The following is a 25,262-nucleotide window of genomic DNA, read 5'->3' on the forward strand; positions in this document are numbered from 1 at the left end:
ATATACCACTTCTCTATTTTCAAAAAAAATATATTGTTAGTTATCTAACGAAAATATAAGTTAAGTTGAGCTTCTATAATACCAATTAAAATTTTGTCAATTAAATCTACATTCTATAAAACTATAAAAAATCACCCTCGTAAAATTATATAAACTAAAATAACCACAAGCAAAAACCTGTGGTTATTTTTCTGTATTTTAAAGAGATTTACAACCTTACCTCTCTACCCTACTTTTTATTTGTCTCAAAGCAATGTTTACACATAGACTTATATCTTTCATTACCGCCTATTTCGATTTGTTCTCCGTCTAGAAGTATTTCTCCGTTTTCGTTTATGCGTGCGTTTATTGTTGCCTTTTTGCCACATGCACAAACTGTTTTTAACTCTCTAATATCGTCAGCTAATTCAAATAATGCTTTACTTCCTTCAAAGAAGCATTGTCTAAAGTCTGTTTTTAATCCGAAGCAAACTACTGTATATTTAAGAGAGATTTCGTATAATTCTCTTACTTGTTTTTGTGTTAAAAATTGAGCTTCGTCGACCATTATTATAGTTTTAGAGTCGTTTATTTCGTCTAAATATTTATAAAAAGCTTCATCTTCACAAACAAGAGTACAATCAGCTTCTAGGCCTACTCTTGAAGATATTACGCCTTTGTTGTTACTATCTTTAAAACTCCCTCTAGTATCCATTGCAGGTTTATATAAAAGTACTTTATATCCAGCTTCTTCATAATTGTATTTCCATGTAAGAAGTTGCATACTTTTGCCTGAATTCATTGCTCCGTAGCAAAATATCAATTTAGTCATAAATCCTCCTCGTGGTATATATCCATTTTATTAATCCCAAGATAATTATTATAACATTAATTTAGACAAAATAAAATCCAAGGGATTAAATCCTTTGGATTTTATAGTATATTTAAATTGTTGGATTTATATATAAACTTATATAGATAGTAATATAGATAAGTATCTATACTTAAATGTTTAAATTTATCTATTATAATTTACCTACTAAATCTAAACTCGGTGATAAAGTTTCAGCTCCTGGAGTCCATCTCGCAGGGCAAACTTGATCTCCGTGTTCTGCTACAAATTGAGCTGCGTGCACTTTTCTAAGTAATTCAGCAGCGTTTCTACCTATTCCGTTATCGTGAACTTCATAAGCTTTTATTTCGCCTTCTGGATTTATTACAAAAGTACCTCTAAGAGCCATGCCATCTTCTTCTATCATTACATCAAAATCTCTAGTTAATTTTCCTGTTGGGTCTGCTAACATTGGATATTTAATTTTACCTATTGTATCTGAAGCATCAGCCCATGCTTTATGTACAAAGTGACTATCTGTAGATACTGAATAAATTTCACAGTTTATTTCTTTGAATTTTTCGTAGTTATCTGCTAAATCACCTAATTCAGTTGGGCAAACGAATGTGAAGTCTGCTGGATAAAATACAAATACTGACCAATGACCTTTTACATCTTCTAATGTAACTTCTTTAAAACTACCATCTTGATATGCTTGAACATTAAAATCTGAAACTTTTTTGTTTATTAATGACATTTATGTGTCCTCCTTAATTTTAATATAAATAAATGATATTGAAAATCATTTTCGTTATACAATTATATATACCTCATGATTTATATTTTAAACATAAATTCAAAAATTATTTTTAGAAATATTAATTATTATTTAAAAACATATAAAATTGGGTAAAATAGATATTATTGAAAAAATATAGATAAACTTATTAATAATATAGTATATCTAATAATATAATATAAAACGGACTTCAGGAGGTTTGACATGAAAGCTTTAAATAATAAAGTTGCCATAGTAACATCTGCAACTAGAGGGATAGGTCTTGCATGCGCGCTAAAATTAGCACGAGAAGGTGCAACAGTCTATATGGGAGTAAGAAGATTAGACGCAACTCAAGAGATATGCGATAATTATGCTGATTTAAATATGAAACCTGTATTTTTTGATGCATTTAATGTAGATAGCTACAAATCAATGGTTGATGAAGTTATACAAAAAGAAGGTAAAATCGACATATTAGTAAATAATTATGGTACTGGTAATCCAGAAAAGGACCATGATTTAATAAATACGGATGAAGAATCATTCTTCAGATTATTAGAATTAAATGTAGGTAGCGTATTTAGAATATCTAAATTAGTTATACCTTATATGATTGAAAACAACAGAGGCGGCAGTATAGTAAATATATCTTCTATAAGCGGTACTGTGCCAGATATATCTAGAATTGGATATGGAGTATCAAAATCAGCAGTAAACAACATAACTCAACAAATAGCTATGGAATATGCAAAATACAATATAAGATGTAATGCTGTTCTTCCAGGTATGACAGCTACAGATGCTGTAAGTCGCTCGATGGATGAACAATTCCAAAAATCATTTTTATCACATGTTCCACTAAATAGAATGGGAACTCCAGAAGATATCGCAAATGCTGTATTCTTCTTCGCTAGCGAAAACTCTTCATACATAACAGGTTCAATACTTGAGGTTTCTGGTGGATACCACCTTGGAACTCCACAATACGCCGACTATGTGGGAAGAAAGATGCAAGAATAAAAAAGCAGCTCATTTACTTGAGCTGCTTTCTTATTTATTTTTAATCCCACAATTTTTTATAAAACCATTATCTAGGTTCTATAATCAATTTTATAGCAGTCTTTTGATCTCCATCTATGTCTATATCAGTAAATGCTGGTACACATACAAGATCCATACCACTAGGTGCAACAAAACCTCTTGCAATTGCTATGGCTTTTATAGCTTGATTTAAAGCTCCTGCTCCTATTGCTTGTATCTCAGCATTACCTCTTTCTCTTAGTACTCCTGCTAAAGCCCCAGCTACAGAATTAGGATTAGATTTTGATGAAACTTTTAATACTTCCACTCTCATGTCCCCCTCCAAATTTTTAATTATTTTTTAAGTACTAAATCTAAATATTCGATTTATTATATATTTCTATAAGATTTATTAAAATCCTTTTAAAATAAATCAAAATAAAAACAACAAATATATTTAATTTATTTTGTGTTTTTACAATTAAATTGCATTTTGACTAAAAAAATAAATCTAATGCTATATTTTATTGAAATTAATAAAATTTTAGTGTGTTTTATGTCGAAAGGACTTTATATTGATTTTAAAAACAAATACATTGTTTCAAATTATACTTATAAATATTAAAAAATTAAGGTCTATATATTTATGTATTAAATTCAAGATTTTTTAAAAAATATCATCTATAATTAATAATATAAAAAATATAAAATTATTTAGTATACTAGGGAGGAAAAAGATGGGGAATTTAGATTTTACAATATCTGTTCTTGAGGAAGATGAAGATATATTAGCTTCTTTAAATTGCAACTTAAAGAGCTTTATTGATTTTACTATAGTAGATCAAGACGGGGTTTTATTAGTGACGAATAAAAGAGTTTTATTTTGTAAATATAAAGGAAGGGATTTATCTGTAGTACACGATTTTGAATATAAACTAATCACATCTTTTAATGTTAAAGAAGATGATTATAAAAATAAATATATTATATTTAAATATAATGGAGATAGAGTCAAGATTACTAATATAACAGGTGGGGATATATTAGAAGTAGCTTATATAATGTCTAAAAAGCAAAGAATTTTATAAATATTATACTTATATAGAAGTATTTAAGTATATATACAAACTAAAAGCCTTTAAATAGATATTTAACTCTATATGAAGGCTTTTTAAAATTATAAATATTTTTTCTTTTTACAATACATAAGATTTAATATCTCTACTTCTTCATATGATACATTTAATAATTTGACGATTATATGTTTTCCGAAGTTGTTGTTTAAAAGCCAGATTATCTCTTGTTGCTTTTGAGCTTCTGTCTTTTTATTTAAATCCCCTTCAAACAAAACCTCCATATAATACTTATGTAGTATTAAGAGACATGGAATAATAAAGTAGTATTTGCATCCTAAAAGACCTATACCTGCTGCAAAATGGGCTACTATCTTATTTATCTTATCTAATTTTTGATATGTACTTTGTTTTTCTTTATATATATTCAGTGCAAAACTCATAAAAAATAATGTTATACATAGTGGGTATAATGTATAACCACAAATCAAACTCAATATGTTTAAATTTGAAGTAGGTATATTGCCCATTACAACAAAGTCGCCATAAACATACTCATATAAACATATAATAAGTCCTAAAATAGCTCCAAAAGCTTGTGCATACATATAAATCTCACCTCCTTTAAGAAAGAAACCTATCTGTTATAATTAAATATATGCTGAATTTGTAATATATATATGTATTAAATTTATCTTAAAAATATTTATATTTTATTTAAAACGTTATATAATTTATTATAAACTATATATTAGTGTGATATGAAAAAATAATATAATTTATTATTTAGAATAATTGAGACTTGAAAGGATGAATTTATGTTTGACAATTTTGAATTTATTTTTAAGATAGTATTTCTTTGTCTTTCTATAGGGTGGATTGGCAACATATTATTACTGACTTCAGAGAGGCAAATTCTAATAAATCCCCTACTTATATTGATAGCCTCACTTATAATAGTTATGCCAAATGACGCCAAAGAAGTGTTTGGCTTTGAAGCAGATAATGTAAAGATGTTTTTATATATTTTTTACTATGTAGTTATCTTGGTTGGAACTACACTTACAAGAGGGAAAAAAGGTAAATTAAAAAAGAGATAAATTACTATAAAAAAAGACTAATCATTAGTTAAATACAAATGATTAGTCTTTTTATTTTCTAACTTATTAACTTAAGTAACGTAATCTACGACTCGTTGGCGCCATGAGCGAAGTGAATTTTAAGCAACGGACGAAGTCGTTGGCGCCATAAGCGAAGCGAATTTTAAGCAACGGACGAAGTCGTTGGCGATATGAGCGAAGCGAATTTTTATTTATTTTTTTACTTCTATATTTATAGTTGTTGTGGATCTTGGATAGTAATTGTCGTCTATTGATATTTTTATAGTACAGTTTCCTTTAGATTGAGCTTTTAGAACTGTATCTTTTTCTAGGTTTACTACTTTACTATCGTCTATTGATACCATAAATGATGCATTTGTGGAGATTTCCTTAGTTACCTCCCAATACTTTTCGTATGAGTCTATGTATTTATATATTAGTTTGTTGACTGATATAGTGTCACCTTGCTTTAGTGTGAGTTTATTGTATTTTGGACAAAGCATATATTGATTTTGACCTTGTTTTATAAAGTTTAAGTCGGAGTTTACATCTACGTTATTTTGTATTAGTTGATTTATTACAGTAGAATCTGTTATGTAGTTGTTGGCTAGGTTGATGGATTTTATTTTTTTTAGTTTTAGTATTTCTTCTGGGACTTGTTTTATATTATTATTCCAAAATATAAAGCTATCTATATTTTCGAGATATGATATTCCTGTTAAATCTTCTATATTTTCGTTGTTTGCATTTAATTCACCGGATAAAGAAGCTATTTTGTTTAATGTTATTTCTTGGTGCTTAAAGTTTCTAGTTATCGTATTTCTAAAGTTGGCATCTGGAAATAACTTTTGAAGCTCTTTGTCTGATAAAGCTTTATTTTTATTTATAGCGCATACTTGGTTTAAAGCAGAAGGTATATAAAAAGTGCCGGCTATACTTAGAATTATCGATAATAATATAATAGAACAAAGTTTAATATATTTCATACTAATTCACTGCCATAATAAACTCTATATGACAGTTTCCTCCTTTCAGTTAAAATATATTAATTATTTTCTATTGTTATTATCAACAATCCTTGTAAATAGCCGGCACTTTCGTAACAATAATTTCTACTATTTTATATAGGATTCAATAATTATAGAGGTTTTACTGCTTCTAAACGATGTATTTTTATATTTTGTGACATAAATTTATCTTCGTACTCTGTAGTCACATTTTCAAACTCATCATTATTAGCTAAGTCTAATGATATGTTTTTTAATTTCCAATTGCAATCTGCTACTTCGTTTAATGAGAACTCAAATAAACCTACGTTATCAGTTTTGAAGTGTATTTCGCCTTTATCTTCTAATATAGTAGCGTATTTATCTAAGAAGCTTCTATGAAGTAATCTTCTTTTAGCCCATCTTTTCTTAGGCCATGGATCACAGAAGTTGATGTATATTCTAGATATTTCGCCTTTATCGAAGTAGTCTAATATATTTGAAACATCTGACCATAAAAATACAATATTATTTAAATTAGCTTCAGCTGCTTTTTCAACACCTTTTAATAAAACTTCTTCTTTTATTTCCATAGCTATATAGTTTATATCTGGGTTTTGTTTTGCTAAAGTTGTTATGAATTTACCACGACCTGTACCGAACTCTACATGGATTGGGTTGTTGTTTTGGAACTTTTCGCTCCACTTCCCTTTTAAATCTTCTATATTTTCTCTTATTACATAATCAGTGTAACTTAATAGTTTTATATCTGCACCTTTTTTTCTTCTTCTTCTCAAATTAATTCCTGTCGCTTAGTTTAAGCGGCATTTCCTCCTTAATAATAATTTTGTATTTCTATAATTATATTATTTATTATGTATATAGAAATGCTTATTTTATGCTTATTAATTTTATCATAGTTTTTTAATATATTAAAATATTTATTTAAAAAATAACTTGCTGGATAAAATTTACACATAAATAAAAGCCCGCCAAAGGCGAGCTTCTATTTTAAAATTTAACTATTTATTAGCAACCGCTGCAACCACTGCAACCGCTACCGCACTCAGAGTATCCGTCATCTCTTTGTGGTGGATTGTCTACTGATACAACGAATCCTTGTGGTGGTATTTCAGATATTGTAACGTTACCGTAAGTTAAGTATTCGTTGTCATCCATTATAAAATGTATTCCGTCTAAGTCATAAGATGTATCTGACATTAATTCTTCATCTAAAGCAAGTGAAAATACTGCTCCTGAACAAGCGAAACCTGCAAAGTAAACTCTTACGTTTTGTGGTTTGTCTTGATTATTTGCTAATATGTCTCTTAGTACATTTAATGCACTTTCTGGTGCTTGAACTTTCATGTTATCATTCCTTTCTATAATTATTACATATATTAAGTATACAATACTTTGATGATTTTCGGTATATTTTTTAGAAATTCACTTTTCATTTTATTTTGTGTAGTTTTCTTTATATAATACGAACTTATTGCATTTTACAATTTTATTATTTAAATTTTTTATTCTTTTCTTAAAATTAGATTCGTAAATAAAGCGTAGTTGAACTAAGGCGCTTTTTGAATAAATGTTATCGTCGTAAGTTATCGCGTATACATAATCTAAATTTAATTTTTTAAAAGCATAATCTACCAATACTTGTGCAAGTTCAAAAGAAAGATTATGGCCCCAATAATCTGGATTTATACATATGCCTATTTCTCCATTTTTGTCAGTTGGATATATATTATTAAATCCTACATTTCCTATAACTTTGTTTTGTGTTTTTAAAACAACTGCATAATGACTTACCTTGCCTTTTTGGTAGTTGTTTATAAAATATGACTTTATAAATCTGCGAGTGTCAGATATACTTTTGTGTACTTTGATGGGTAAATATTTAACTACAGCAGGTATACTATAATATTCGAATAGATCTTGTGTATCGTCTAAAGTAATTGGTCTTAATATACAGTGTATAGTTTCTAAAATTTCCATTTGAGGATACATATAAAGCTCTCCCTCTATAAATATTTGAAACCTTATATAATCTCTTAGTATTATCTAGAGTAAGGAGTTCATAATATAATCTATGAAAAAACATATAGTGTAGTTAAAGTTTTGTTGACTTTACCATGTAAATAAATCTATTTTTTTAATCTCGCTTTCTAGTATATCTATATCCATAGTATCCATTATAGTTATGGAAATTATATTTTCATTTACGGGACTTTTAGAAGCTTCTATTACTTTAGAACATACACCTGAAATTGCTTTTCCTTCATCTAATTCTACCCTGATTGTTTTGCCTAAGTATTGATTAAAATCCATTTTTTATCCCCCTTGAATTTATTGTTTTTATGATTTTGTAAGATAAATTATATGCTATTCTTACTTAAATATATTTTCGACTTTGTCTTTTATATTTCCTCTTTTTGTGATAAATTACTTTCTTTATTTTAGGGATTTTCTTTGATGGATTTTCTCGAGTTATTTTGGTGGATGGGACTTTTGGAGGTGGATTTTGAAGTAAAGTGTATGGAAGTTTTCGACTCACTTTTTATAAGTTATATGCTTTGTGGCATAAAATATATACTTTTATGCCGTTTTTGAGAAATTGGCTAAATTCCAACATTTATTACATATCAAAAACAACTTATGTCAGTAAAATGTCAGCTTTTTTACTGATTTTTTTATGGTTTTATGATAAAATATTTATAGAATTATTTTTATTTTTTTAGACTTTATACAAGTTTTTAAACATAAAAATTACTATGGGAGGGGATAATATGAGTTATGCTTTTATACGAAAAAGAAGCAAAAATTACATCGTATATTTAGAATATACAGACGAGACAACAGGCAAAAAGAAACAAAAAAATATGGGATCTTATCCCCTAAAAAGAGATGCATCTAAGAGATTAAACGAACTTAAAGAAGAGATTTATAACGACGATTTAGCTATTCCGACAAACGTAAAATTAGAAAAATATCTAATGGATTTCTTGGAAAAATACAAAGCAAATTTATCGATTACTACATATAATTGTTACGTTAGGATATGCAAAAAATATATAAATCCTATACTTGGAAGTATAAAATTAAACGATTTAAGACCTATTCATATACAAAATTACGTAGATGATTTAGTCGGAATTTTGAGTCCACAGACGATAAAAATACATATAAATATACTTAATTTAGCTTTAAAAAGAGCTTATAAATTAAAACTTGTAAAATACGATATAGTAGATTGCATCGAAGTACCAAAGAACACTAAGTTTAAAAGTGAAGTTTACGACCAAAAAGATATAGCAAAATTATTAGAAACCATAAAAAATACAGACTTAGAATTGCCTATAAATTTAGCTATCGGGCTTGGACTTCGTATATCAGAAGTTCTAGGACTTAGCTGGAGCGATATAGATTTTGTGGAAAATACTATAACAATAGATAAAATCACAGCTAGAGAAAGCGGCAAAGTTATATTAAAAGAGCCAAAAACAGAGTCTTCTAGAAGGACTATCTCCACGCCGAGAGAAGTTATGGCTATGCTTAAAGATTATAAAAGAAAGTATCTGCAAGATAAACTTCAAGGTAAAATAAAGGATTGTAATTTATTATTTTTTGATAAAAATGAAAATCCTATAGCCGAAGATGTATTGAGCAAGAAGTTTAGTCGCTTTTTAAAGAAACACAACTTAAAGCATATACGCTTCCACGATTTAAGACATTCACATGTAACTTTACTTATAAATGCAAAAGTACCTATAAAAGTTATTTCAGAGAGAGTTGGTCATTCAAATGTAAATACAACTCTAAATATATATTCTCACACTCTTAAAGAAATGGATCAAGAAGCTTCAGAAAAAATTTCAGAAAGTATATTTAAATTAGGTTAATTAAAAATCGAATCAAAAGTCAGAAAAAAGCCACTTCGTATACGCCTTTTTAAGGGGTTTTACTAGTGGCTTTTATATTTATTATTATATATACACTTTAACGCCTTAAAATTTTATTTTAAAGCCTTTTATTCAAAATTCTATTTTAAAAATATAAAATAGTTACCTATAATGAAATTATGTAAACTACAACTATTAAATCACTAGGTTTGTCGAAAATTTCAATATAATAAAATAGTTTTAAAATAAGGTAGATAGAAAAAATATACAAATAAAAGAAAAGTACTTAATTATAAAAAGGATTATTAGAAACTATTAATAAAACGATAAATTCAAAAGTTTAGATAGTAACGCAAAATAAAAAAGTTGCGATAAATTTTTTATTAGCCAAATTACACAGTGCAACTTTTTTAAAAACGCAAAAATCGAACCTTTTTAAATCGATTTTAAGGCGTTTTAAAAATACAATTAATATATTTACTTGTCTGTAAGTTTAAAAACCATTACAAAGCCTTTTATAGCGTCTTTTATAAAAATAGCACAAAAAACGAATTTTAGTTTACATAATTATATTATGGCACACTATACATTCTTTAAAATTAAATTCATAATCACATTCATACAAATTTCTATTGTATTTACACCCATATACATATTACATAATAAATTTTTATAAAAAATAAAAAGTATCTAAATCTATCAAAAGATAAATCTAGATACTTTTAAAACTATATACTCTCTTGTCTTATATTATCTATAATATTTTCTTTGCTCATTTTCTTAAGTGGTATATATGAAGCTATAAAAGTTATAACAAATATAGCTACTACACATATAAGTATCGCTTTGTATGGTATCAGTGTTTGAACTGTAATCATACCTTCTAATATTTTATTCATAAGCACATTCATACAGATTCCTATTGGAATACCGTAAAGCAGTGAAAGTATTCCGTATAATATACTTTCCATATAAATCATCTTTTTAAATCCTTGAGGCGTTACACCTATAGATTTAATTACTGCAAATTCTCTTTTTCTAAGATTTATATTAGTACTTATTGTATTTATTATGTTGGTTACACTAACTAGAGATATAACTACTATAAATCCATATACGAATATTTTCATAACATTCATAGTTTGCTCAAGTTTTTGAGCTTCATCTATTGAATCTATTACGCTTAAGTTGTTTTCTTCTGCTACTTTTTTGACCTCGTCTCTAGTAGACTTTTCCCTATTTGTAGCTACGTAATATATTGAGCTTGATTTATCATCTGTTATACCAAGTGAAGGTATTAAATCATCATATGCTACTACTCCAAATGATGTTTCTGGGTATTGATTATTTCCTGTTAAGATTTCATCTGTTATAGCTAGTATTTTTAATTTTACTTCTTTTGCACTTTCCTTTCCATCAGAATCATATGAAGTTATTGTACAGTTTAAAGTATCTCCAACTTTATAATTTGAAAGAACTACTTTACCTTTTTTAGCTAGTGATTCTTGATAACTATATCTTACTAAAATCACACCATTTTCAGCTTTAGCAGTTTTTCTATCAAATTTACCTTCTGATAATTTTATATTTGATATACTAAAATATCCAGGAATGTATAATCTACTATTTATAAAATTATAATTAGAATTATCCATATCTACATAACGGCTTTGTTTTAAACTTTCTCTTAAATCTTTATTTATATTTTTTTCATCAACATGAACATTTAAATTATAGCCTTTATCAATTGCTACATCTTTTAGACCATTTATTTTTTTAAGTTCATCTATAGTTTTTTGAACTTCTTCTTTGGTAAGCAAGTTATTTTCATATAATGTCAAATCATTTGTAATACTTCCGTAGTTAATTTGATTAGCTTCTATAAACATATCTACAAATCCATTAAATGATATAAAGATTACTATACTTATAACAAGTGAAAATAAAGTGATTCTAAATTTGCCTTTGTTTCTTCTTAAATTTTTATATGCAAGTTCGCCTTCTGTTTTAAATATCTTTTTGATAAGTTTAGAACTTTTGATTTTTCCAACCTTTAAATTAGAGCTATTTTTTATAGCTTCAAGTGGTGATATCTTAGCTGCATTTATAGCTGGTATTAAAGCTGATATAAATATAGTAAGCAGTATTACAAGTGTACTTAAAATTAATACGATTGGGCTAAATACTACTCTTAAATCTAATTCACCAAACATAGAAGTTTTAAAGAATGTTTTTATAACTTTAAATACTATATCGATAGCTACTGTACCACTTAAAAGTCCAATAGGTATTCCAACTATACTTACTAAAAATCCTTCTAAAAATACAAACTTCATAATTTGAGATTTTGTAGCACCTATAGAATTTAATATAGCGAATTGTTTTTTACGTTCACTTATAGCTATACTAAATGAATTGTATATAGTTGCTATAGTAGCTATTATAACAAGTGAAGCTACTAGACCTACTATAAGTAATAAAGTTATATTTATATTACTATATGAACTTGCACCCAATAATCTAAGTAATCCTTCGTTATACTCTATATCTTTGAAATATAGATTGGCTTGTTCATCATAATTATAACTTTCATCTTGTGGATCATCTTTTTGAACTAATCCTATATTTTCTCCTATTGATATAGCTGTCTTATATATATCTTTGGGATTTTTTGTGCATATAGAAACATCGAAATTTTCATTTTTATCTACAGTGTTTATATCAAACCCTGCTATTGCAAATAATTTTGAATTATATGGGGCTTTATCTAGTGTTCCTACAATTTTAAAAGTAGTTTTTTGAGAATTTTTTAATTTACTTATCATTCCCATATCATCATAAATTAATTCGCCTAAGTTTAAAGTTATTTTATCTCCTATTTTTTTATTCCACTTGTTTAATAAAGCTTGTGTAACAACTATTTCACTTTGATTTTTAGGGTAATTTCCATTTTTTAAGGTGATTTGGAAGCTGTTTATTGTATTTTTATCAAAAACATTTATATCTAGTGAAGTTGAGTCTTTTTTGTCTAATATAATACTTCCCAAATCTTTTTTATAACCATATTCACTAACTCCTGATGATTTTGTTATAACTGATGCTTTTTCTTTGTCTATATCAGTGAATGTAGCATAAAAACTTCCGGAAGTTTTTATTTGATCTCTCATTTGATAATCCATAAAGCTTGTACATATATTGCCTATACCGCATATAAGTGCAGTTGCAAGTATTATACCGATTATTGTTACTAATGTTCTTCTTTTATTTTGTTTTAAATATCTTAGTGTAAGTGAAGTGTATAAATTCATCTATATCACCTCGTCACTTTTTATTATTCCATCTTCAATAGTTATAACTCTGTCAGCTTGTAATGCTATATTTGTGTCGTGAGTTATCATTATTAAAGTTTGGTTGTATTTTTTAACAGATACTTTTAGAAGCTCAACTATCTCTTTTGAGTTTTTGCTATCTAAGTTACCTGTTGGTTCATCAGCAAGTACTATAGATGGTCTGTTTATTAATGCCCTTCCTATCGATGTTCTTTGTTGTTGTCCACCTGAAAGCTCACTTGGAAGGTGATTTTCTCTTTCTTTTAAATCTAGTGTTTTTAATAAATCTTCTAGATATTCTTTATCTATTTTTCTATTGTCTAATTCTGCTGGAAGAAGTATATTTTCTTTTACTGTAAGAACTGGTATTAAGTTGTAAAATTGATATATAAGTCCTACATTTCTTCTTCTGAATATAGCTAAGTCTTTTTCTTTTAAGTCGTATATATTTATATCGTTTATAAATACATTTCCGCTAGTCGGTTTGTCTACACCACCTAGTAAGTGAAGAAGTGTACTTTTACCACTTCCACTTGGGCCGACTATAGCGATAAATTCTCCTTTTTTAATACTTAAATTTATATTTTTAAGCGCATCTACTTTAGCCTCGCCTTTCCCATAACTTTTTGATAGATTTTCTACTCTTAGTAATTCCATTTTATCCTCCCTAAAATATAATCATAATTTAAATTAACTTTTCAGTAATGATTTCTTTATGTTTTAATTATTATACTTATATTCTATATTTATTATCTTACAGTCAAGTGAATTTGAAAATTACAATTTAGTCACTTGGGTTGGAAATTATAAATTAGCCACAAACCAGATAATATATAATTTCCTTTCAATTAAAAAATCCAGTAGGCTTAAGATATCTACTGGATTATTATTTTTAATTAATTGTATCTTTTATGAAATGTAATATGAAACTCAGAACCCCTATTTTTTTTACTTTTTACATATATATCTCCGTTTTGGCTTTCTATAATCGATTTTGCCATAGCAAGACCTATTCCAACACTGTCACTTTTGCTATTTTTACCTTTATAAAAACGTTTAAATATATTTTGTATATCGTCTTTATCTATACCCTCCCCATTGTCTTTTATTATTATTTCTGAGTATATAGGGTTTTCTTCATAAGTTATATCTAAGGTTCCACCTTCTTTTGTATGTTCTATACAGTTTTTGATTATATTACTTAAAGCTTCTGACGACCATTCTATATCTCCAGTATAAGAAGCTTCTTTATCTCCATTTATATTTAAACTTATATTTCTAAGTTCTATAGGCACGAGCAAAGGACTAATTGATCTTTTTATCAGTTCATTTATATTTACTTTATCTGTTTTAAAATCTATAACTTTAGCTTCTAGCTTTGAAAGTTTTAACATGCTTTTTATCAGCCAATCCATACGAGATAGCTGAGCATTTGTTCTATCTAAAAATTCGATTTTCTTTTCTTTATCTAAATCATTATACATTAAGTCAGTCAATAACATAAGTGATGTCATTGGTGTTTTTAGCTGATGAGATATATCCGATATTGTATCGTTTAAAAAGATTTTTTCGCTGTGTAAAAGAGCTACTTTTTCTTTTAATACAGTTGTCATCTTCATAATCTCTGTTTTTAAAATTCCTATTTGACCTTCTTGGTTTTTGTTTTTCATTTCATATTCTCGTCCTTCTGAGCTATGATATACATAATCAGTCATATCTTTTATATCTCTATAGATTTTTATAAAGAAATAAAATGAAATTGTTATTAAACATATAAAAACAAAAGTTATAAATAGTATATTTATTTTTAGCATTTTATAAATGTTATTTTGCACAATAGGTTCTTGAGATAAATTAGTTGAGCTATCATAATTATATTTTTGTAATACTTTGGCTCCAAGATCAATATTTTCTTTATTTTTAGCTTGTGTTATTACAGACACTATATCTTTTTCTAATTCTGGATATTTTGAAACTATATTTCCTACTATCGCTTGGTTGTTTTGTATTACATCAGCTTTAATTATATTTAAATTTAATGTATTTACAAATATAGATAATATTATTGTTATTAGAAATAAAGCAATAATACTTATATTGTATTTTTTAATTTCTGGATTAGATAGTATTCTCATTTGTATCACTTCCATTCCACTTATACCCAACACCTCTTACTGTTAAGATATATTCAGGTTTTGATGAATCTTCTTCTATTTTTTCGCGAAGTCTTTTTATATATACACTAAGTGTATTATCGTTTACAAAGTCATATGTAACATCCCAAAGTTTTTCTAATATTTGAGCTCTTGTAAGTACTACATTTTTATTTTGAATTAATATTAAAAGAAGCTTATATTCAGCTGAAGTTAATATTATTTCTTCATCATTTTTAAATACTCTAGCTTCTAATGTATGTATAGATATATTTTTAAACTTTATAATTTTTTTGTTGTCTTGTATTTTACCCTTTCTTCTGAGAATTGCATTTATTCTAGAGATAAGCTCTCTTATCCTAAATGGTTTTGTTATATAGTCGTCGGCTCCTATGTCTAGCCCCATAACTATATTAACTTCTTCATCACAGGCACTTAAAAATATTACAGGAGTATCTTCATCATGTTTACGCAAGTCTTTTAGAAATTCGTATCCATTTCCGTCTGGAAGCATTACATCAAGCAATATTAAGTCGTATACTTTTGTGCTTACTATTTCTCTAGCTTGATTTAAGTCTGAAGCAATATCTAAATTAAAGCTTTCTTGTTCGACTGCATATTTTACAGCAAATGCAATTGTGCTGTCATCTTCTACCATAAGTATATTTCTCATATTTATTCCTTCTTTATATAATTTATTTTAATTAATAGTATTAAAATATGTTTTATAATACTATTCTTAGTTGTTTATATATTATAATATTTTATAAAGTTAGTAAATATTTAATTTATTATATAAATATTTCAAATACGTAATTTAATATGTTTATTTTATAAAATTCATTTTAATTATGGCTCCAACGAATTGGAGATTCCGTTGCATTAGTTAATATGTTGGAAATTAAAAAAGATGGCCATAAGCCATCTTTTTATTCGATACTTCCTAATCTAGAATATTTATTTCTAGCTTTTAATAGAAGATCTCTTACATATTCGTTTTTATGTTCATCTTTTTCTAATAAGTTCATTATCAGCATTTCACATTCTTTAGCAGTTTTTTTACCTTTTAAATAAAGTGATTTATTTATATTTTCTATTTCAGATTTTATATTTTCAAATATAGTATGTTCTAAATTAGTTATAGAAATTGTTCTTTCGTTTATATCTATAATTTTATTATTTCCGACATAAGCATCGCATAATTTAGATTCAATCGATGCACAACCAGATTCTTCGTTTATTTCGATACATATATTTATAAATTCAGTTTTTGCCTTAGCTTCTTTTATAGATTTTGAGCCTAGATGGTTATGTGTTATTTTACCAGTGTATTCTTCTAATATAGAAAAACATACTGTATTTACATTAGCATCTACCTCATAAATATCTACACAACCTTTATACTTGGCACTTGGGAAAATCTCCATTATACTGCTTTTGATTTCTCTGTAATTTGGATGTTTTAAATCTTGTGTGTCGAGAAGTAACTTTCCTAGAGATTTTATTTTCGATTTTAATTCAACTTCATCTATAGTTTGTGTAGAGTAATTTTTATAATGCTCTATATACTCTTCATTTTCTTCTTTTTGAGCTGTAACAGCATCGATATAGTGATTTAAAACTCTATTATCTTCTTTTACAGCGTATATTGTCTCTATGTTTGAGTTGAAATATTTAAGTTCATTTTCATTATCTAAATAATCTATACTTACATATGCTTTTAATATTACTTTATTTTCTATATTTTTTTCTATATCTATATAAAGATCGTATATTCTTAGATATTCTTCTATAGTTTTGACTTCTGTCCATAATTCTGTTTTTCCAAATTTATCTTTATAATCTTCATTGACTTTAAAAGTGATTTTGCCTAAATTATCTTTATAACTTAGAAAATCTGTCAGTATTTTTGCATTTGGGAAAATTTCTTTTATTATATATTCAAGCTCTGAAGCTGTTTTATCTTCAAACAATCTAAGCCCTAGTTGCTTTATTTTTTCACTTAATGTTGTCTTGTTCATTTTTGACCCCCTATTTTAATACTCATACCTATTGTACCAGTATTTATATATAAAGAATAGTATTTGTTTTGAAAAAATAGTAATATTTATTAATAATTTAATTCAAAAAAGGGTGAACACGTTATGTCCACCCTTTTAATAAGTTTAATTTAAATTCTATCCTATTTTTTTATTAACTTTAACATTGCTTTTAGTTTTTATAAAAGCTCCAACAACTCCACCTAAAATTGCCGGCAACACCCAGTTAAATCCATATTGAGCTAGCGGTAATTTTGAAAGTAAATTAGATATTTGAGTTAGTGTAAATAAGCTGCTTCCTACTGATAATATACTTACTAATAATGTAGTATAAGCTACTCCTTTAAATACATTGTCATTTGAAATATATTTATCTAAGAAAGTTGTAGCTATTATAGCAACTAATACTGGACAAACAATTTGTAGTATTGGTGCAGAGAATTGGATTATTGTACTTACACCGAAGTTAGCTAATACTAAACTAAATACAGATACACCTATTACTATAGATTCATATTTAACTTTGCCATTACTTATAGTCGAGAAGTAAGTTGCTGTTGAAGAAGTAAGCCCTATAGATGTAGTTAAACATGCTAGAGAAACGATTATTCCTAATACTATCTTACCTGGTTTTCCTAATATAGCATTAGTTATAATAACCATTAAAGTAGCTTGCGGTGTATCAGCACCATAAGTAGTAGATAACATAGAACCTAAATATGTAAGTCCTGCATAAACTACTGCTAAGAATATTCCTGATATTACTCCAGCTTGAAGAGTTAGTTTGATTTTTTCTTTAGAATCAGTGTATCCTCTTTGAGCTATAGCTGTTATTGCTACTGTTGAAAATGCAACAGCTGCTAATGTGTCTAAAGTTTGGTAACCTTGTTCTACCCCTTCAGCAAATAAGTTGTTTTCTATAAGCTGAGTATTACTTACATCTCCTATAGGAGTAAATATCCCCATTACTATAAGTAGACCTAAACATAATAAAAGTGCTGGTGTTAAGAATTTACCTATTATATCTACAACTTTTGATGGTCTTATCGTAAGTAATAATGTAAGTCCAAAGAAAACTATTGAAACAATTAATTTTGCTATTGGTGATTCAAATCCAAGTATAGGCGCTATACCCATTTCATAAGTTGTTGCACCATTTCTCGGTATTGCAAGTAATGGTCCTATACATAATATAGATGCTATTATAATTGCTCTGGCAAACTTTTTGCCCGCTCTGCTTAAAGTTAAATCTAGATCCCCATCAAATTTAACAGCAGCCATAACTACTACAAGTGCTAGAATTATATCTGTTAATATAAATCCTGATAATGAAATTATCCAGCTATCTCCTGATACTAACCCTAAATACGGTGGAAATAGCAGATTTCCTGCGCCGAAAAACATCGAGAAAAGCGCAAATCCGACTACTAATACGTCTAATGCTTTTTTGTTATTCATCTTATCCTCCTATGATTTAATAATATAATTAATTTAAAAATTATAATATATATTATAATACAAATTGGTTAAAATAGGAAAAGTTTTTACTAAATATGTTGAAATTTTCAAATAAATCTCAAAAATAGTGTTAAAATATTAAAATTCGCACTAAATAACATAATAAAAGAACTGCATTAGCAGTCCTTTTATTAAACTAACAACAATAATGAGGTTTTGTAATAAGTTTATTATTAATATTGTATACCCATTACTTCTTTAACATGTTCTATAGGCATATCTTGGTTAGTCCAAAGTTTAAATGCAGCTGCACCTTGGAATAACATCATTGGGAAACCATTTAATGTTTTACAACCAACTTCCTTAGCCATTTTAAGAAGTGCTGTTTCAGCTGGTGCGTATACAACATCAGTAACTATTAAATCTTTTCTTAAAAATGATTTATCAGGTATATAAGTTTGTCCTTCAAGAGGTTTCATACCCATTCCTGTAGCATTTGTAAATATATAACTTGAAGCTATTTCTTCTTTTAATTTATCTAAATCATCTAGATCGTATAAAGTAGCTTTACAATTTGTTTTTTCATTTATATCTTTAACTGTTTTTTGAGCTCTTTCATAAAAAGCATCTTTTCTATTAAATATAGATATTTCTTTTACTCCATCAAGAGCAGCTTGTACTTGTATAGCTGTTGCAGCTCCACCAGCACCTACTATAGTCATTTTTTTACCTATTATATCTATACCAGCATCTTTTAATCCACTCATATATCCTATACCATCTGTTATATGACCAGTTAATACACCGTTGTCATTAACTATAGTATTTACAGCACCACACATCTCAGCTGCATCTGATAATTTATCTAAGTATTTATGAACTACTGTTTTATTAGGCATTGATACGTTAGAACCTCTAACTTTCATAGCTCTAAATCCTTTTATGGTATCTTCTAAATCTTCTGTGCCTACTTCAAATGCAAGATATGCATAATCTAGTCCTAATTTTGCAAATGCTTCATTGTGCATTCTTGGTGATGATGAATGTCTTATTGGTGTAGCTATTAATCCTATTAATTCAGTATGACCTGTTATTCTCTCTGCCATTTTAATATTCCTCCAATTTATTTATTTGTGTATGTATATGATTTTTATTTGTAGTTTTTATATAACATAGGAAATTTTTATTTTAATTATGTTTTTGTATTTTATATATGTTTAAAATTTGTGTACTATCTGATTATTATGTTTTTTTATTTACTTTGATGCATTACATCAAGTATTAAAGCTAATTTGTCTACTGATATTTGACCTGGTGCTGAAGCAGCTTTTGCAGCTCCGAAAGTAAGTGCTGAACCGAAAGTTTCTCCAGATAATCTACTTACAAGACCAAGTGCACCCATAGACATTGTTATTATAGGTTGTTTTGCGTATTTAGTGTGCATCTCTTCTGTAGCAGCTAATAATGTTACTACGTCTTCTGAAGTATTAGGCATAACTGCTATTTTAGGTAAGTCAGCACCTAAGTCCTGCATTTTACAAAGTCTGTTTATTATTTCGTCTTTTGCTGGAGTTTTATAAAAATCGTGATTTGACATTACGACTTTTACATTGTTTTTGTGAGCTGTTTCGACTATATCTTTTACTATTTCATCTCCTGTAAATAATTCTACATCTATTAAGTCGACTAATTTAGTTTGTGCTATTGTTTTATTAAGCTCTGAATAATATTCAGTACTTACTTCTAGCTCTCCACCTTCTTTTTTGCTTCTGAAGGTGAATAATATAACAACGTCTTTAACTTCATCTCTAAGAGCTTTAACTATTTCTTTGACTTTTTCTATATCTTCTACATCTTTATAGTGATCAACTCTCCATTCGATTAAGTCGAATTTCACATTTTTTAAGAATTTAGCTTCTTCTAGAATTTCTTCATTTGTTTTTCCTACTAAAGGTACACATATTTTTGGGATACCTTCACCTAATTTTAAATTTCTTACTTCAACTATGTTTGCCATTTTATTTCCCCTTATCTATTTAAACTTCGTTAATTTTTTGTCGTTTGTTATACTTCTATTATAATACGCCAATCATGATAATTCTAATATTATTTTTCATCAATATTGATAGGTTTTAACTATCAATTATGTTATACTAAAGTCAAATAAGATATAGGACGTGAGAAAATGAATTTAAATCAGCTTTATTATTTTAAAACAGTCGCAAAACTTCAACATTTTAGACAAGCAGCAAATGAATTGAATGTATCGCAGCCTAGTTTAAGCCTTGCAATTTCAAATTTGGAAAAAGATTTGGGGACCTATTTATTTGAAAGACAGGGACGAAATGTAACACTTACAAAATACGGCAAGCTTTATTTAGAATATGTTGAAGAAGCTTTATCGATACTCGAAGTCGGAGAAAAGAAATTAAGACAAATAACAAGTGAGACAGAAGGCCATATCGATATCGCTTATATATACCCACTTGCACCTTATTTTATACCTAAAAAAGTAAGATCATTTTTAGAATTAGAAAAAAATAAAGATATAACCTTCTCATTTAGACAGGGGATAACATCTGATTTGATAAAAGGGCTTAAAGATTCAAAATACGATGTAGTCTTTTGCTCTTATGTAGAAAATGAAGAAGATATAGTATTTGATTTGCTATTTAAAGATGAACTTATATTAATAGTTCCAATAGGTCATCCACTTAGCAAAGTTGAAAGTATAGATTTAAAGGATATAGCTTCTTATCCTGTCGTAGTATATGATAAAAATACAGCTCTTGGCAAAATAACTAAAGATATTTTCAAAAAAGTTGGTATAAATCCAAAAGTAATTTGTGAAGGTGAAGATGAAAATGGAATATATGGGCTTGTATCAGAAGGATTTGGGGTAGCTGTTGTCGCCGATATTGTAAATTATGATAATTTTAATATAAAGAAGATTAAAATAAATAATTCTGCCTGTGATAGATGTATATATATGGCGTATAAGAAAAATACATATCAAGTACCTGCTGTGAAGAAGTTTATTAAATATATAAATGATACTTCTAAGGATATTTTTATAAATGATAAATAAAATAAAAAGGTAAGCAAGTACTATAATTCCTTGCTTACCTTTTACTATATAGATTCTAAAAACTCTATAACCTCAGATATAATCCAATCTGGAGTTGAAGCTCCTGCTGTTATACCTATAGATTTATAGTTTTTAAGTTCTTCTTTATTAAGTTCGTCTTTTGTCTCTATTGCAAATGTATTTGTTAAATCTTTGCATATATTAACTAGCTTTTGTGTGTTAGAGCTGTGTTTGCCCCCTATTACTATCATGCAATCAACTTCTTTTGCTAGATTTTTAGCTGAAAGTTGTCTTTCTTTTGTTGCAGAGCATATTGTGTTTTTCATTACTGTATCTTTTAAAATAGAATTTAGTTTTTCTACTATTTTTTCGTAATTATCTATATCTACAGTAGTTTGGCTTACTACACAGTATTTTGCATCTTTATCAAATTCTATATTGTCTATATCGTCTACATTTTTTATTACTATAGCAGAGTTTTCGCACCATCCATTTATTCCAACAACTTCTGGGTGTATTTTATTTCCTATTATTATGATTTTATATCCTTTTTTATAAAAATCATTTACTATTTTATGAATTTTTTTCACATAAGGACATGTTGTGTCTACTATTTTTACACTTTTGTTTTCAGCTTCGTTGTATACAATTTCTCCAACTCCGTGTGATCTTATAATAACTCTTTCGTTAGATGGTATATTTTCTATTTCTTCTACTACTTTAAGTCCTTTTTCTTCATATTTGCTTACGGCTTGTTTATTGTGTATTAATGGACCAAGTGAGTAAACTTCTGTGCTTTTATCGTCAAGTTCATCACTTGCCATTTGCATAGCTCTTTTTACACCGAAACAAAATCCAGCATTTTTAGCAATTTTAATTTCCATATAAGTCCTCCTATTATATTTTATATCTATTTTTATTTTATTAAATTCATTATATCAAAAAAGCCTCCATCATCAATGATGAAGACTTATTTTCTAGATTTCGCCTTTTTCAAGCTTATAGTAATTTTGTTTTATGATATCCATAACCTCGCCTGATATACGTTCGTGATCTTCACTAGTTAATTTTTGTTTATAGTATTCTTCAAGTGATATAGGTTTACCAAAGTATATTTTAGCAGGTTTAAATAATTTATAGCTAGAGTATATTGTACATGGTACAATTTCTGCTTTTGCTTTTGTTGCAAATAATGAAAGCCCAGCTTTTGCATTGTTAAAATCATCAGTTTTACTTCTTGTTCCTTCTGGGAACATTACAAGGGCATAATCATTTTTTATGTATTTAAGAATTCTCTTTATAGTCCCAAGACCTGGGTTTTGTCTATTAATAGGTATAATTTCTACTTTATTTAATATTTTTGATAAAATCTTATTCTTAAATAATTCCTCTTTTGCTATTGCCGTCATCTTTCTTTTTTTATCTACGGCACTTGCTACAAATATAGGATCTAAGTTTGATTTGTGATTTGCAGCTATAATCAAATTACCCTCGCTTGGGATATTTTCTGTACCGATTACTTCAAATTTAAAGAAAGTCTTGCTAAATATACTAAAAAGCTTTAGCATAAAATTATAAAAACTCAAATTTATCTCCCCTTTAATCTATTTAATTTTTTGTAGTACTAAATCTACAACTTGGTCAATGTCTTTTCCTGTTGTGTCTATTTCTATAGCGCCTTCTGCTTTTACAAGTGGAGCGAATTCTCTGTTTGAATCGATTTCGTCTCTTCTTATTATATCGTTTATTATATCTTCTAAAGTTCCGTCATATCCTTTTTCTTTTAACTCGATATAACGTCTTTTGCCTCTTTCTTCTGGAGTTGCTACTAAGAAGAATTTATAATCTGCATTTGGGAATACATAAGAACCGATATCTCTACCGTCTAGTATTACTGCATTGTTTTTCCCGATTTCTCTTTGTAAATCTACCATTAAGTATCTAACTTCTTTTATTTTTGCAACATCTGATACGTTTTTGCTCACTTCTAAAGTTCTTATTTCATCGTTTACTATTTTTGAATCTAGATATATATTGTTATCTCTAAAATCTATTGATGTTTTTTTAGCCATTTCGATTACTGCATTTTCATCTTTAACATCTAAGTTATTTTGAAGGCATTTTAAAGTTACAGCTCTATACATTGCTCCTGTGTCTATGTAATTTATGTTTAATCTTTTAGCTATTATTTTAGCTATTGTACTTTTACCTGCTCCTGCAGGTCCATCTACTGCTATTATTATATTTTCCATTGTGTTTCTCCTATTTTTAAATAAATATTAGTTTAAACTAAGTCCTGCTAAATATCCTGTTGAAAATGCTATTTGAAGATTGTATCCTCCTGTTTCAGCATCTAAATCAAGTAATTCACCAGTTATAAATAAGTTTTCTATTTTTTTAGATTCTAAAGTAGATGCATCTACTTCTTTTGTGCTTACACCGCCACATGTCACCATTGCACCTTTAAATCCTAGTGATGATGTTATTGTAAGCTTCATATTTTTAATATATTCTACTATAGAGTTTTCATCTTCTTTTGTAAGTGAGTTTCCTTTGACATCGCTTAAATTTAAGATGTTTAGAAGCTCTTTTACAAATCCATCAGGAAGAATTGTCTTTAAGTTAGTAGATATATTTTTATTTGGGTTATTTCTAATTAAGCTTACTATTTCTTCTTTTGATGTATCTTGCATAAAGTCGATAAATATCTCTACATGTTCTCCTGCTAGTACTTTGTTTATATATGAGTCTATTATAAGTACTACAGGACCGCTTATTCCAAAATGAGTAAATATCATATCGCCACATTTGCTTATTTTTTTCTTTTTAAGCTTTGTAGAGATTTTTACATTCTTCATAGATATACCTTGAAGATTTTTAACCCAAGTCTCTGCTGTTTTTAATGGACATAGAGCTGGTAATGTCTTAGTTATAGTATGCCCATATTTTTCTAAAACTTGATAGATATTTCCATCAGAGCCTGTATGAGCGTAGCTCTTACCACCAGTAGATAATATTACTTTATCAGCATATATAGGTTGTGATATTGTGTTTTCTTCTTCATTATCACTTATTAAAACACCTTTAACTTCATTATCTTCTATTATTAAATCAGTTACTTTTTTATTGTATATAATTTCTACGTTTTTTCTTTTTAAATCATCTTCTAGCGATTTTATTAAATCTAAAGCCTTGTCGTTTTTAGTGTATACTTTTAAGTCGTTTTCTTCTTCGATTTTATATTCTACACCTATACTGCTTAAATAGTTTAATAAATCTTCATTAGTAAATGAATAGAAGCTGCTGTATAAAAATTTATTGTTGTTTACAACTTTATCAAAAAAGTCTTCTATATATCTATTATTAGTTATATTACATCTTCCACCACCAGTAAGTTTAAGCTTCTTTCCTAAAAATTCGTTTCTTTCGATTAAAGTTACACTGTGGTTTTGTTTTGCAGCACTTATAGCTGCCATTATTCCAGAAGGTCCGCCTCCTACAACTATTACTTTAGCCATT

Annotated in this window: 26 protein-coding genes; 5 read left to right on the forward strand and 21 right to left on the reverse strand. The window is 27.5% G+C overall.

Annotated elements, in window-relative coordinates:
- Nucleotides 1–229: 229 nt before the first annotated feature.
- Both ABCM86_RS11165 and ahpC read right to left on the reverse strand, forming a co-directional pair.
- Entirely contained in the window at nt 230–811 is a 582-nt protein-coding gene (locus ABCM86_RS11165) for a thymidine kinase (protein WP_195931897.1), read from the reverse strand.
- 193 nt (nt 812–1,004) lie between these two features.
- Nucleotides 1,005–1,568: an alkyl hydroperoxide reductase subunit C gene (ahpC, locus tag ABCM86_RS11170; protein ID WP_343004022.1), complete on the reverse strand. Its 564-nt coding sequence runs from the start codon at nt 1,566–1,568 to the stop codon at nt 1,005–1,007.
- Nucleotides 1,569–1,814: 246 nt separating this feature from the next.
- Between ahpC and ABCM86_RS11175 the strand changes: the two genes are divergently transcribed.
- Entirely contained in the window at nt 1,815–2,612 is a 798-nt protein-coding gene (locus ABCM86_RS11175) for an SDR family oxidoreductase (protein ID WP_343004024.1), read from the forward strand.
- Nucleotides 2,613–2,679: 67 nt separating this feature from the next.
- Here ABCM86_RS11175 and ABCM86_RS11180 read toward each other — a convergent pair whose 3' ends face one another.
- A complete protein-coding gene (locus ABCM86_RS11180; RefSeq protein ID WP_195931899.1) occupies nt 2,680–2,940 on the reverse strand; it encodes a stage V sporulation protein S in 261 nt (86 codons plus the stop codon).
- 409 nt (nt 2,941–3,349) lie between these two features.
- On the opposite strand from ABCM86_RS11180, the gene ABCM86_RS11185 reads away from it, so the two are divergent.
- Nucleotides 3,350–3,700, forward strand: a complete 351-nt coding sequence (locus ABCM86_RS11185; protein WP_295575903.1) for a PH domain-containing protein — start codon at nt 3,350–3,352, stop codon at nt 3,698–3,700.
- Between the two features lie 89 nt (nt 3,701–3,789).
- Here the strand turns inward: ABCM86_RS11185 and ABCM86_RS11190 are convergent, their stop codons facing one another.
- Nucleotides 3,790–4,293, reverse strand: a complete 504-nt coding sequence (locus ABCM86_RS11190) for a hypothetical protein (protein WP_195931795.1) — start codon at nt 4,291–4,293, stop codon at nt 3,790–3,792.
- Nucleotides 4,294–4,503: 210 nt separating this feature from the next.
- On the opposite strand from ABCM86_RS11190, the gene ABCM86_RS11195 reads away from it, so the two are divergent.
- A complete protein-coding gene (locus ABCM86_RS11195) occupies nt 4,504–4,785 on the forward strand; it encodes a hypothetical protein (protein WP_195931796.1) in 282 nt (93 codons plus the stop codon).
- Nucleotides 4,786–4,997: 212 nt separating this feature from the next.
- Here ABCM86_RS11195 and ABCM86_RS11200 read toward each other — a convergent pair whose 3' ends face one another.
- The 5 genes from ABCM86_RS11200 to ABCM86_RS11220 all read right to left on the reverse strand — a co-directional run bounded on the left by ABCM86_RS11200 (nt 4,998) and on the right by ABCM86_RS11220 (nt 8,105).
- Nucleotides 4,998–5,771, reverse strand: a complete 774-nt coding sequence (locus ABCM86_RS11200) for a hypothetical protein (protein ID WP_195931797.1) — start codon at nt 5,769–5,771, stop codon at nt 4,998–5,000.
- A 152-nt stretch (nt 5,772–5,923) separates the two neighbouring features.
- Complete coding sequence (gene trmB / locus ABCM86_RS11205) at nt 5,924–6,568, reverse strand: tRNA (guanosine(46)-N7)-methyltransferase TrmB (protein ID WP_195931798.1); 645 nt, start codon at nt 6,566–6,568, stop codon at nt 5,924–5,926.
- A 232-nt stretch (nt 6,569–6,800) separates the two neighbouring features.
- On the reverse strand, nt 6,801–7,139 hold the full coding sequence (locus ABCM86_RS11210) for a Fe-S cluster assembly protein HesB (RefSeq protein ID WP_195931327.1): 339 nt from the start codon (nt 7,137–7,139) through the stop codon (nt 6,801–6,803).
- 90 nt (nt 7,140–7,229) lie between these two features.
- Nucleotides 7,230–7,784: a GNAT family N-acetyltransferase gene (locus ABCM86_RS11215; RefSeq protein ID WP_343004025.1), complete on the reverse strand. Its 555-nt coding sequence runs from the start codon at nt 7,782–7,784 to the stop codon at nt 7,230–7,232.
- A 120-nt stretch (nt 7,785–7,904) separates the two neighbouring features.
- Entirely contained in the window at nt 7,905–8,105 is a 201-nt protein-coding gene (locus ABCM86_RS11220) for a hypothetical protein (RefSeq protein WP_295575915.1), read from the reverse strand.
- Between the two features lie 458 nt (nt 8,106–8,563).
- Between ABCM86_RS11220 and ABCM86_RS11225 the strand changes: the two genes are divergently transcribed.
- Complete coding sequence (locus ABCM86_RS11225) at nt 8,564–9,676, forward strand: site-specific integrase (protein ID WP_337814682.1); 1,113 nt, start codon at nt 8,564–8,566, stop codon at nt 9,674–9,676.
- Between the two features lie 728 nt (nt 9,677–10,404).
- On the opposite strand, the gene ABCM86_RS11230 is transcribed toward ABCM86_RS11225, so the two are convergent.
- The 8 genes from ABCM86_RS11230 to aroD form a co-directional block, all read right to left on the reverse strand.
- Nucleotides 10,405–12,984, reverse strand: a complete 2,580-nt coding sequence (locus ABCM86_RS11230) for an FtsX-like permease family protein (RefSeq protein ID WP_343004026.1) — start codon at nt 12,982–12,984, stop codon at nt 10,405–10,407.
- Nucleotides 12,985–13,662, reverse strand: a complete 678-nt coding sequence (locus tag ABCM86_RS11235; RefSeq protein WP_022071555.1) for an ABC transporter ATP-binding protein — start codon at nt 13,660–13,662, stop codon at nt 12,985–12,987.
- Between the two features lie 239 nt (nt 13,663–13,901).
- Nucleotides 13,902–15,155, reverse strand: a complete 1,254-nt coding sequence (locus tag ABCM86_RS11240; RefSeq protein WP_295734510.1) for a HAMP domain-containing sensor histidine kinase — start codon at nt 15,153–15,155, stop codon at nt 13,902–13,904.
- On the reverse strand, nt 15,124–15,831 hold the full coding sequence (locus tag ABCM86_RS11245; RefSeq protein ID WP_295734507.1) for a response regulator transcription factor: 708 nt from the start codon (nt 15,829–15,831) through the stop codon (nt 15,124–15,126). The genes ABCM86_RS11240 and ABCM86_RS11245 overlap by 32 nt, the downstream gene beginning before the upstream one ends.
- A gap of 256 nt (nt 15,832–16,087) precedes the next feature.
- Nucleotides 16,088–17,179 carry a hypothetical protein gene (locus ABCM86_RS11250; RefSeq protein ID WP_343004027.1) on the reverse strand — a complete coding sequence of 364 codons (1,092 nt, stop codon included), beginning with the start codon at nt 17,177–17,179 and terminating at the stop codon, nt 16,088–16,090.
- Nucleotides 17,180–17,335: 156 nt separating this feature from the next.
- Nucleotides 17,336–18,655, reverse strand: a complete 1,320-nt coding sequence (brnQ, locus tag ABCM86_RS11255; RefSeq protein ID WP_195931693.1) for a branched-chain amino acid transport system II carrier protein — start codon at nt 18,653–18,655, stop codon at nt 17,336–17,338.
- 233 nt (nt 18,656–18,888) lie between these two features.
- Nucleotides 18,889–19,761: a shikimate dehydrogenase gene (locus tag ABCM86_RS11260; protein WP_195931692.1), complete on the reverse strand. Its 873-nt coding sequence runs from the start codon at nt 19,759–19,761 to the stop codon at nt 18,889–18,891.
- A gap of 146 nt (nt 19,762–19,907) precedes the next feature.
- Nucleotides 19,908–20,672: a type I 3-dehydroquinate dehydratase gene (gene aroD, locus ABCM86_RS11265; protein ID WP_343004028.1), complete on the reverse strand. Its 765-nt coding sequence runs from the start codon at nt 20,670–20,672 to the stop codon at nt 19,908–19,910.
- A 168-nt stretch (nt 20,673–20,840) separates the two neighbouring features.
- On the opposite strand from aroD, the gene ABCM86_RS11270 reads away from it, so the two are divergent.
- A complete protein-coding gene (locus ABCM86_RS11270) occupies nt 20,841–21,743 on the forward strand; it encodes a LysR family transcriptional regulator (protein WP_343004029.1) in 903 nt (300 codons plus the stop codon).
- 44 nt (nt 21,744–21,787) lie between these two features.
- Here ABCM86_RS11270 and ABCM86_RS11275 read toward each other — a convergent pair whose 3' ends face one another.
- From ABCM86_RS11275 to ABCM86_RS11290, 4 genes are all read right to left on the reverse strand, one after another.
- Entirely contained in the window at nt 21,788–22,627 is an 840-nt protein-coding gene (locus ABCM86_RS11275; protein ID WP_007286989.1) for a 4-hydroxy-3-methylbut-2-enyl diphosphate reductase, read from the reverse strand.
- 93 nt (nt 22,628–22,720) lie between these two features.
- Nucleotides 22,721–23,329: a lysophospholipid acyltransferase family protein gene (locus tag ABCM86_RS11280; protein ID WP_343004030.1), complete on the reverse strand. Its 609-nt coding sequence runs from the start codon at nt 23,327–23,329 to the stop codon at nt 22,721–22,723.
- A gap of 18 nt (nt 23,330–23,347) precedes the next feature.
- The gene (cmk, locus tag ABCM86_RS11285) at nt 23,348–23,995 is read right to left on the reverse strand and encodes a (d)CMP kinase (RefSeq protein WP_343004031.1); all 648 of its coding nucleotides are present in this window, start codon (nt 23,993–23,995) and stop codon (nt 23,348–23,350) included.
- A gap of 27 nt (nt 23,996–24,022) precedes the next feature.
- A complete protein-coding gene (locus ABCM86_RS11290) occupies nt 24,023–25,261 on the reverse strand; it encodes an NAD(P)/FAD-dependent oxidoreductase (protein ID WP_343004032.1) in 1,239 nt (412 codons plus the stop codon).
- Between the last annotated feature and the right edge of the window lies 1 nt (nt 25,262).

The sequence above is a fragment of the Clostridium sp. 2218st1_F5_2218SCRN_220325 genome, assembly GCF_039062665.1.
Taxonomy (GTDB): domain Bacteria; phylum Bacillota; class Clostridia; order Peptostreptococcales; family Peptostreptococcaceae; genus Intestinibacter.

Excerpts from the sequence above, each read along its gene's own strand:
- ABCM86_RS11165 (WP_195931897.1), bottom strand. The coding sequence starts at position 811 with ATGACTAAATTGATATTTTGCTACGGAGCAATGAATTCAGGCAAAAGT.
- ahpC (WP_343004022.1), bottom strand. The coding sequence starts at position 1,568 with ATGTCATTAATAAACAAAAAAGTTTCAGATTTTAATGTTCAAGCATAT.
- ABCM86_RS11175 (WP_343004024.1), top strand. The coding sequence starts at position 1,815 with ATGAAAGCTTTAAATAATAAAGTTGCCATAGTAACATCTGCAACTAGA.
- ABCM86_RS11185 (WP_295575903.1), top strand. The coding sequence starts at position 3,350 with ATGGGGAATTTAGATTTTACAATATCTGTTCTTGAGGAAGATGAAGAT.
- ABCM86_RS11190 (WP_195931795.1), bottom strand. The coding sequence starts at position 4,293 with ATGTATGCACAAGCTTTTGGAGCTATTTTAGGACTTATTATATGTTTA.
- ABCM86_RS11195 (WP_195931796.1), top strand. The coding sequence starts at position 4,504 with ATGTTTGACAATTTTGAATTTATTTTTAAGATAGTATTTCTTTGTCTT.
- ABCM86_RS11200 (WP_195931797.1), bottom strand. The coding sequence starts at position 5,771 with ATGAAATATATTAAACTTTGTTCTATTATATTATTATCGATAATTCTA.
- ABCM86_RS11210 (WP_195931327.1), bottom strand. The coding sequence starts at position 7,139 with ATGAAAGTTCAAGCACCAGAAAGTGCATTAAATGTACTAAGAGACATA.
- ABCM86_RS11215 (WP_343004025.1), bottom strand. The coding sequence starts at position 7,784 with ATGTATCCTCAAATGGAAATTTTAGAAACTATACACTGTATATTAAGA.
- ABCM86_RS11220 (WP_295575915.1), bottom strand. The coding sequence starts at position 8,105 with ATGGATTTTAATCAATACTTAGGCAAAACAATCAGGGTAGAATTAGAT.
- ABCM86_RS11225 (WP_337814682.1), top strand. The coding sequence starts at position 8,564 with ATGAGTTATGCTTTTATACGAAAAAGAAGCAAAAATTACATCGTATAT.
- ABCM86_RS11230 (WP_343004026.1), bottom strand. The coding sequence starts at position 12,984 with ATGAATTTATACACTTCACTTACACTAAGATATTTAAAACAAAATAAA.
- ABCM86_RS11235 (WP_022071555.1), bottom strand. The coding sequence starts at position 13,662 with ATGGAATTACTAAGAGTAGAAAATCTATCAAAAAGTTATGGGAAAGGC.
- ABCM86_RS11240 (WP_295734510.1), bottom strand. The coding sequence starts at position 15,155 with ATGGAAGTGATACAAATGAGAATACTATCTAATCCAGAAATTAAAAAA.
- ABCM86_RS11245 (WP_295734507.1), bottom strand. The coding sequence starts at position 15,831 with ATGAGAAATATACTTATGGTAGAAGATGACAGCACAATTGCATTTGCT.
- ABCM86_RS11250 (WP_343004027.1), bottom strand. The coding sequence starts at position 17,179 with ATGAACAAGACAACATTAAGTGAAAAAATAAAGCAACTAGGGCTTAGA.
- brnQ (WP_195931693.1), bottom strand. The coding sequence starts at position 18,655 with ATGAATAACAAAAAAGCATTAGACGTATTAGTAGTCGGATTTGCGCTT.
- ABCM86_RS11260 (WP_195931692.1), bottom strand. The coding sequence starts at position 19,761 with ATGGCAGAGAGAATAACAGGTCATACTGAATTAATAGGATTAATAGCT.
- aroD (WP_343004028.1), bottom strand. The coding sequence starts at position 20,672 with ATGGCAAACATAGTTGAAGTAAGAAATTTAAAATTAGGTGAAGGTATC.
- ABCM86_RS11270 (WP_343004029.1), top strand. The coding sequence starts at position 20,841 with ATGAATTTAAATCAGCTTTATTATTTTAAAACAGTCGCAAAACTTCAA.
- ABCM86_RS11275 (WP_007286989.1), bottom strand. The coding sequence starts at position 22,627 with ATGGAAATTAAAATTGCTAAAAATGCTGGATTTTGTTTCGGTGTAAAA.
- cmk (WP_343004031.1), bottom strand. The coding sequence starts at position 23,995 with ATGGAAAATATAATAATAGCAGTAGATGGACCTGCAGGAGCAGGTAAA.
- ABCM86_RS11290 (WP_343004032.1), bottom strand. The coding sequence starts at position 25,261 with ATGGCTAAAGTAATAGTTGTAGGAGGCGGACCTTCTGGAATAATGGCA.